Source organism: Streptomyces chryseus, from assembly GCF_014650755.1.
In the GTDB taxonomy this organism is placed as follows: domain Bacteria; phylum Actinomycetota; class Actinomycetes; order Streptomycetales; family Streptomycetaceae; genus Streptomyces; species Streptomyces chryseus.
On record NZ_BMVO01000040.1, the window covers coordinates 21,289 to 28,846 of the forward strand.

Sequence of the window (7,558 nt, forward strand, 5' to 3'; positions counted from 1 at the left end):
ACGGCCACGGATGGCTGCGGTACACCTTCGTCCACCGCACCGCAGAACCACAGATCATCATCGAAAGCCTCTTCTGGCAGTAACACCCGCCAGCGAAGACAGAAAACGGCCGGACAGCTCCTTGGACGCCGCGGGGACGCCGCCGGCTGTGCGGGCGACGGCGAACGCCAACACGAACCCATGCACGTCATTCTTGTCGGCTGAGGCACGGTCGCACCCAGCTCAGGGCGGGCGCGTGCCATGTCACGTCGAGGGCACTGGGCGACCGTGGTCAGGGCCTCGCCGACGAACGCGCTCATGCCGGACGCTGAGGCGGCTTCTGACCGGCTGAGGTCACGATCCTCCGCGATGCGTTTGGGCTGCCCGGCCCCCGTGCGCTCTCGCGGGTGGCGAAGAGCAACGCGAGCTGCGGTTCCGGTCCGGGCAGGTCGGATCGGAACCGCAGCGGTCTGCTTCCGCTCTCGCGGAACGTTAGACGGTGCCCGGGCGGAGTTCGTCATTCGTGCGTCACGGGCCACACCACCGGCCTCCGCGCGACCGCCCAGACGGCTGCGGATTCACGTAACTCCCCCTGCTGATCTCTGAGTCCGTCGGTACGAGGTGTGTTTGGCGGATTCCGATGTCCAAGGTCCTCGGGAAATGTCACGATGGCTCCCGGCCTGGCTGCAGCTCAGCCGCGAGCGGCGTCCGATCACGGGGGAGTTCCACCTTGGCAGATCTGCGCGTAGCGTCCCTCCGGCGCGCCTCGACCGGGGAGGCGGGGCCCGTGTTCGGCTCCGGTCACCTGGTCGCCGACCGTCTCGTCCTCACCGCGGCCCATGTCGCCGGGGCGGTGGCAGACACGGTGGAGGTGCGGCTCGGTGTCCAGATCGTCACGGGCAGCGTGGTCTGGCAGGCCTCCGCCGCCGACGACGCCTCCTCCCCGCCGGACGCCGCGCTCATCGAGATCGACGACGCCGGCTACCAGCCCGCCGACCTTCCGCCTGTCCGCTGGGGCCGGCTCGTCGGCCGCGGCACCGCCGTGGGCTGTACCGCCACTGGCTTCCCCGACGCCCTGGTCGCACCGGACGGCCGGGCCCGGTCCGAGCAGCTGCACGGCGAGATCATGCCGCTGACCCGTGACGCCGACGGCCTCGTCGACGTCCGCCCGGCGAGCTGGCCCGAGCCGGGCGCGACCGGGGGCAGCCTCTGGTCCGGCATGTCGGGGGCGGCGGTGCTGTCCGGCTCCGGCCAGTTGACCGTTGCGATCGTCATCGAGATCGCCGAGAACTTCGGCGACCGCCGCCTCACCGCGCTGACGGTCGACGCCCTGCGGCACGACCGCTCCTTCACCTCCCTGGTCGAACAGCACACCGGCCGCCCGTTCCTGCTGGAACCCGTCGAACTCGAAGAGACGCTGCGTCCCTGGTACCGGTCGACCCGGCCGCAGTCCCCGATCGCCCTCCTGCGCCCCGAGTACGAGGTCGTGCCCTTCCACGGCCGCGCACAGACGCTCGACCGTCTCGTCTCCTGGTGCGAATCCGGCAGACAGGTCGGTGGCCTGCTGATCCACGCGGGCGGCGGCACGGGCAAGACCCGGCTCGCCCGCGAACTCGCCCGCACGATGTACCAGAAGGGCTGGGTCGTCGGTGAACTCTCCGACGCCGAGTGCACGTTCGGCCCGTTCACCCGGCTCGCCCACCCCGCGCTCGTCCTCGTCGACTACGCCGAGTCCCGCGCCGAGAACGTGGCTGCCCTGCTGCGGCACATCGCCGAACACCCCGGACAGCACCCGGTCCGAGTCCTGATACTCTCCCGGTCCGCCGGACCGTGGTGGACGCGTCTTTCGGACGACGACATCGTCGCCGCCACCCTGCCTGACGAACCGGAAGAGCTAGGCGGCCTAGAGTTCTCCCTCGACTCCGACGACCGACTCACCGCGCTGGCCGACGCGTTCGACACCGCCCTGCGCCAAGTGCCCGGCTATGAGGACCATCAGGGGCGCACGCCCGCCTTCCAGCTGCCGTGGACCCTCGAACCGATCAGGGCCCACCACCCCCTGACCCTGCACACCGCCGTCCTCGCCAGCGTTCTCACCGGGCCGGACAGCGGCGAGGAACCGCCCTCACCCGCGCGGATCATGCTCAGGCACGAGAAGAAGTACTGGAACCGGCTGGCCGTCGAACGGTCCCTGGGACATCCGGAGACCCGGGAGGCCGCGCTCGTCTTCGGCCTGCTCTGCGGCGCCCACTCCCGGCAGGGGGCGGCGCAGACCGTGGGGCTGCTTCCGGGGTTCCGCTCCGACTCCGCCGAGGAGGCCCGACGCGCGCTCGCCCACTGGATCGCCACCCTGTACCCGCCCGCCGATCCGCGGGCCGAGTACTGGGGCCAGCTGTCCCCGGACTGGCTGTTCGAGTACCTGCTGGCCACCACCATGGCGGACGAACCGGACCTGCTGGACAACCTCGCGCGGCTCGCCGACGACGGTACGCAGACCTGCCTGACCGAAGCGCAGCTCAGCCGCGCGGTCACCGTCCTGACGGCCGCCGCCGCCCACCCCGGCGAGGCCGCGGCCGCCGTACGGCGCAAACTGATCGAGCTCGTGGCCCTGCACAACGACGTGTTCCTGCCGTTCGCCTGCCACGTCAGCACCTCGGCCCAGTACCCCGAGCCGCTGCTGACGGCATTGAAGGTCCTCGTCGACCATCCCTCCGCCGAACTCCCGCACCTCTACCAGATCCGCAGCTTCATGCCTCCGGTGGGAGGCGTCCTGACCGGTCTCGGCGTGGCGGTGCAGCGGCGGATCATCGCCGTCCTGAGGGCGGCGCCCCCGGAAACCGAAGACCAGCAGCGGGAACTCGCCGCCGCCCTGAGTCTGCTCGGCACCTACCTCGCACGTGCCGACCGTGTCGAGGAAGCCGCTGCGGCGAGCGGCGAAGCCGTCACGATCCACCGGTCCCTCCACGAAGGGCACACGGAGAGCCAGGATCTCGCCCTCGCCTTGACGAGCCACGCGACGAATCTGGCACGTCTCGGGGACCACACGGAGTCCTACCGGATCTGCCAGGAGGTCGTCGACGTCCTGGAACACTCCGATCTGGCTCGCGGGGACCGCCGGATGTTCATGGCCGTGGCACTCAACAACATCTTCCTCCACCACGAGGAGCACGGCGACTTGGAACAGGCCAACGAGGCGTTGACGCGCGCGATCGGCTTCCAGAGAGAGGAACTTACCGACGGGGCCGACCACTTCGCGCTGGACACCCTCGCCCAGCTCCTGACCAACCAGGGCAGGATTCTTGAGCAGCTCGGACAGCCGGCCGAGGCACTCGCCGCCCACGAGGAGTGCGTGGAGATCTGGCGCCGCCTTTACCGTGCCGCGCCCGGCGCCTATGCGGACCGGTTCCAGGCGCAGGCGATGCTCCTCGCGGGACTGCACGAGGCCGAGGGCCGGCATACCGAGGCGGCCGCGCTGTACGGGCAGGCGAGCGAGGCCCTGACCCGGCTGCCGCTCCACGACCCCGAGAAGCAGCTCCGGCTGGGTGCGGCTCTGCAGCTCCAGGCCCAGGAACTCAGCCGCGCCCGGGCGCCCTTCGCGTCCGCGGTCCATGTTCTGGAACGCTCGTGCGCAGTGCTGGGCCGCCTGTTCCGCAGCGATCCGGAGATCGGTGCGCGACACTATTTCGCGGTGCTCAAGACCTTCATCCAAGGAACGCAACTCGTCGCAGAGGACATCGACATCAGGCCGTACATGGCGGAGGTCGCCGGCGTCCTCGATCACATCGTGGGCCAGTGGGAGGCCGCGGGGCACGTGCCCGACGATCCGGCGACCGTGCCCGACCTCGCGATGTACGTGGCGTGGGCGGTCGACGACGGCGATCCCGGCGCGGCGATCCGGCTGTGCGAACGTGTCGAGGCTCTCGCCACGGACGGGCTCGACGAAACCGGCCGCCTGGATCGGCAGAGCATGCAGGGGTCGGTGATGATGATGCGGGCCAAGGCCCTGGCCCGCCGAGGAGACGTCCCCGAGGCGGTGGAGGTCGCCAAAGCCGCTGCGGAACGTCTGGCGCAGCGTGCCACCCCGGAGAATCATTGGCCGGCCTTCGTCGCGGTCGAGGGTCTCCTCGACATGGCGCTGCGTGTGTCTCCCGCGGACGCTCCCCACGAGATCATCGCGCTGAACCGGGCAGGCAGCGCCATCGCGCTCCGGCATGTGGCCGAGACCCCGGAGGTGTGGGCCCCCATGCTCGCCAACCACATGGCCCAGCAGGCACGAACCCACGCGCGGCTCGGCGAGCACGAGGCGGCTGCGGCACTGTTCGAACAGACCCTGGGGTACGTCCGCGGCCTCACCGACAGCCCGGAGGACGGGTCGGACAACCGCTTCGTGCTCTTCGACGTCCGCTTGAAGTCCACGGGCCCGAGCCGCCACGAGAGCCTCGACGAGATCCTGTCCATGTACCTCGTCGAACTGCGGAGCCTCGGCCGGATCGCGGACTTCTTGGCAGCCCTGGCGGAGCTTGTCGAGCTGAGGCGCCGGCTGTGGGAGGCCGACGAGCGAGCGGAGCGGGCTCTGTCCTACGCCTGGATCGCGCGGGTCCAGGCCGAGGCCCTGCTCGACAGCGACCAGCCAGAGGCCGCCGCGACGGCGGCCCGAACGGCGATGGCGGTCGCGCGGGGGCTTTCGGACACGGACGACGCGGTCCAGGAGAACCGGGCATTGATCCTGCACGACAGTGCCATCGTGCTGGTCAAGACGGACGCCATCGAGGACGCCGTCACCTCGATCTCCGCCTGCGTCGGGATCTACCGGACCGCGTACGAACCATCCCCCACAGCGCTGGCATCCGCTCTGGGCGACCTGTCGGCGATCCTCGGCACGGCGGGGCGGACGGAGGAGGCCCGCACGGCGGGGGACCAGGCGCTGGCCCTGTGGCGTGACCTGGCTGCCGGCGACGCCGATGAGTTGTACAACCTCGCCGTCTGCCTGCACAACCAGGCGCTGGCCCGGGAGCAGGGCGGCTTCGAGGACGAAGCGCGCGAACTGCGCGCCGAGTTCGAGGCACTGATCGCACAGGAAACGGAGTGAGGGCGATGATGTGGTCCGACCTGTCCCAACCGCAAGCCGTACTGGTCGCCGCCGCCGTCGGCGCCACCGGAGCAATCATCGGCGGAGCCGTCGCCTCCGTCCTCACCCAGTGGTTGAACGGACGGGCCGGCCGACGGCGCCAGTGGGACGAGACCCGCCACACCGCCTATGCCCGTGTCACCGAAACCTTCCACGCCGCGCTGGGCCTCTACGACGACACCGGCCGCCTACGGGCCGACCGGGCGACGCAGCGACGCGCCGGCGACGACCTGCTGGCCGCCTATGCCCGCGCCGCCCTCCTGACCCGCACCGACGGCACGGCGAAAGCTCTGGAGCAATTGCACGACGCGGCGCAGGAACTCTGGGACCGCCCGGCCCAGCCCTGGGCGGAGATCGACGAGCGGTGCCGTCGCGCCGAGTGGACCTTCCGCAAGGAGGCCAGGGCGGAGATAGGCCTGCCGACCCGGCGCGGCATGCCCCAACCGCCGACCGCGACCCCGGCGTCCGCCCCGGTTCCTCCCGTCACCGCCCCGGTTCAGGCCGCCGTCACCGGCTCCTCCTCACCCGAACCTCCTGCCGAGCCCTCAGCCTGAGGACGCGGAGGACGAAGCAGCGGCCCCCTCGCCGGATCCTTCGCCGTCCGTGGATCCGTCACCCTCGGCAGAACCTTCACCCTCCGCGGATCCTCCGCCCGCGGCGGGTTCCGGGAGGGTCAGCGACAGCTTGACCGCGAACGTACCGTCCGCGGGCGAGGAGCACAGATAGGCTCCGCCGCCCGGCGCGAATGCGACGTTGAAGGCCACCTCCAAGCCGCCGACGCGCAGCGGAGACACCGGCGTGTCCTCCACGGCCCGCACCATGGTGGTCAGCACCGAATGGATCGCCGTCCTCAGGTCGTCCTCGTGATCGGACAGATCGGCCGAGCTGTACCGCCGTGCCGAGATCTGCCGCCCGTCCCCTGATGGAAGCTCCCGAGTCTCGACCCGCACCTTCGCGTCGGGCATGCGGCCCCCTCTTGTCTCACTGGCCTTCTTCGGCTCCTCCCCGTCACCTTAACGGCGCCGAAGTACCCGAAGTACCGCCCACGGACTTCACGCCCTCAATGCCTCAGGACCCCGGGACTCCAGACCCCCCGGACCTCAAGACGCCGTCAGGAACTCGCCCAGCCCCGCCAGCAGCCGATCCACGTCCTCCGTGCTGGTGTAGGGCGCGAGCCCGACGCGCAGTCCGCCGGTGTCGCCGAGGCCGAAGTGGCGGGAGGCCTCGACGGCGTAGAAGGAACCCGAGGGGGCGTGGACGCCGCGTTCGGCAACGAAGCGGTACACGTCCGTCGTCTCCCGGTCCTCGAACGTCAGCAGCACGGTGGGCCTGCGGTCGGCCGCCCGGGAGTGGATCGTGACGCCGTCCAGCGCGCCGAGTCCGGCGCCGCCGCGCCCACCGCAGCCCGTCCTCGACGCCTACCCGCGCGGCCCGCGCCCACCTCCTGCGCCGCCGCGGCCGCACCGCCCACCGCGACCGACTCCGCGAGCTCAACGCGCCGGCCCCCGCCTTCATCCACACCAAGGACGACCTCGGGGCGGCCCTGGGCGCGCAGCTGCTCGACGCTCATGTGACCGGGGGCGTCCATCCGCTGCTCCTACGGCAGGAATTCGTCGTCGAGGCGGACGAAGCCGTGCAGGGCGGAGAGCACGAGGACGCCAGCGGGGCCGGCGATCCTCTCGGCGGCTCGCCGGCTCATGGCCCAGGGCCCCGCTCCAGCCCCTCCCGCCCGGGTCGCCAAGCCGGTGACCGCGTGCCAGACCGGCAGAGCTCCGGTGCTTCAGCGGTGCAGGAAGCCCAAGATGCCGTTCTCCCTGCGCCACGCATCGGCTTCCGCCTTCACCTGCGCCTCCTCAACGGCCCCACAGGCAGCTCAGCAACTCACCACGGCACTCACCACCCAGACAGCACCGGCAGCACGCCGCCGACGACGCGGTCTCGGACACGGATGGAGAGGAGTGAGTCAGAACTAACGGGCGGACCGCCGCTGGGCCGACCTGGTGTGTGCCGGGGACTGTCTGAGCTTTTTCAGGGTGGCCACCGATCGGGTGACGTCGGTGGTGGGGCCGTAGCGGCAGAACGGGCGGGGCTCCCAGGCAGTTGAGGGAGGTATCTGACATCTCATCTCGGTTGCCGGGGAGCCCCGTTGATTACGTATCCTGCCGCACTCGACCTGCCACACGCCCTCGTAGAGACGGTAACGATGCTGATCGTCCTCCGTGAGGGTGACCGGCGGTGCAAGCTGCCTGCGCACCAGCGTGCGCTGGTCGCGCTGGTGTACTTGCGCCAGCACACCACCCTCGCCCAGATCTCGGCCGGTTTCCGGATCAGCGTCGGCACGGCGCACGCCTACGTCCGCTCCGTCGTGACACTCCTGGCCAAGAAGGCACCGGGGCTGACCCGCGCCCTGCGCGAAGTGAAGGCGCGAGCGGGGTACGTGCTGGTCGACGG

At 70.8% G+C, this 7,558-nt stretch carries 4 protein-coding genes and 1 pseudogene; 3 read left to right on the forward strand and 2 right to left on the reverse strand.

All coding sequences use genetic code 11. The annotated features are described in order from the left end of the window. Positions 1-709 precede the first annotated feature (709 nt). Positions 710-5,068, forward strand: coding sequence for a trypsin-like peptidase domain-containing protein (locus IE185_RS31370; protein ID WP_170198358.1), 4,359 nt, complete (start codon positions 710-712; stop codon positions 5,066-5,068). Between the two features lie 5 nt (positions 5,069-5,073). Then, on the forward strand, positions 5,074-5,661 hold the full coding sequence (locus IE185_RS31375; protein WP_138897229.1) for a hypothetical protein: 588 nt from the start codon (positions 5,074-5,076) through the stop codon (positions 5,659-5,661). Here the strand turns inward: IE185_RS31375 and IE185_RS31380 are convergent. Continuing rightward, the gene (locus tag IE185_RS31380; protein ID WP_138897230.1) at positions 5,653-6,072 is read right to left on the reverse strand and encodes a hypothetical protein; all 420 of its coding nucleotides are present in this window, start codon (positions 6,070-6,072) and stop codon (positions 5,653-5,655) included. The two genes, IE185_RS31375 and IE185_RS31380, sit on opposite strands and share 9 nt — an antisense overlap. A 135-nt stretch (positions 6,073-6,207) precedes the next feature. Then, a pseudogene (locus IE185_RS31385) lies at positions 6,208-6,489 on the reverse strand (aminotransferase class V-fold PLP-dependent enzyme); the annotation flags it as partial. Positions 6,490-7,253: 764 nt separating this feature from the next. Between IE185_RS31385 and IE185_RS31390 the strand changes: the two are divergent. After that, the coding region (locus tag IE185_RS31390) for a helix-turn-helix domain-containing protein (RefSeq protein WP_189716456.1) at positions 7,254-7,558 on the forward strand (305 nt) is incomplete at its 3' end.

Coding starts and splice junctions, on each gene's coding strand:
- IE185_RS31380 (WP_138897230.1), bottom strand. CDS start 6,072: ATGCCCGACGCGAAGGTGCGGGTCGAGACTCGGGAGCTTCCATCAGGG.
- IE185_RS31375 (WP_138897229.1), top strand. CDS start 5,074: ATGATGTGGTCCGACCTGTCCCAACCGCAAGCCGTACTGGTCGCCGCC.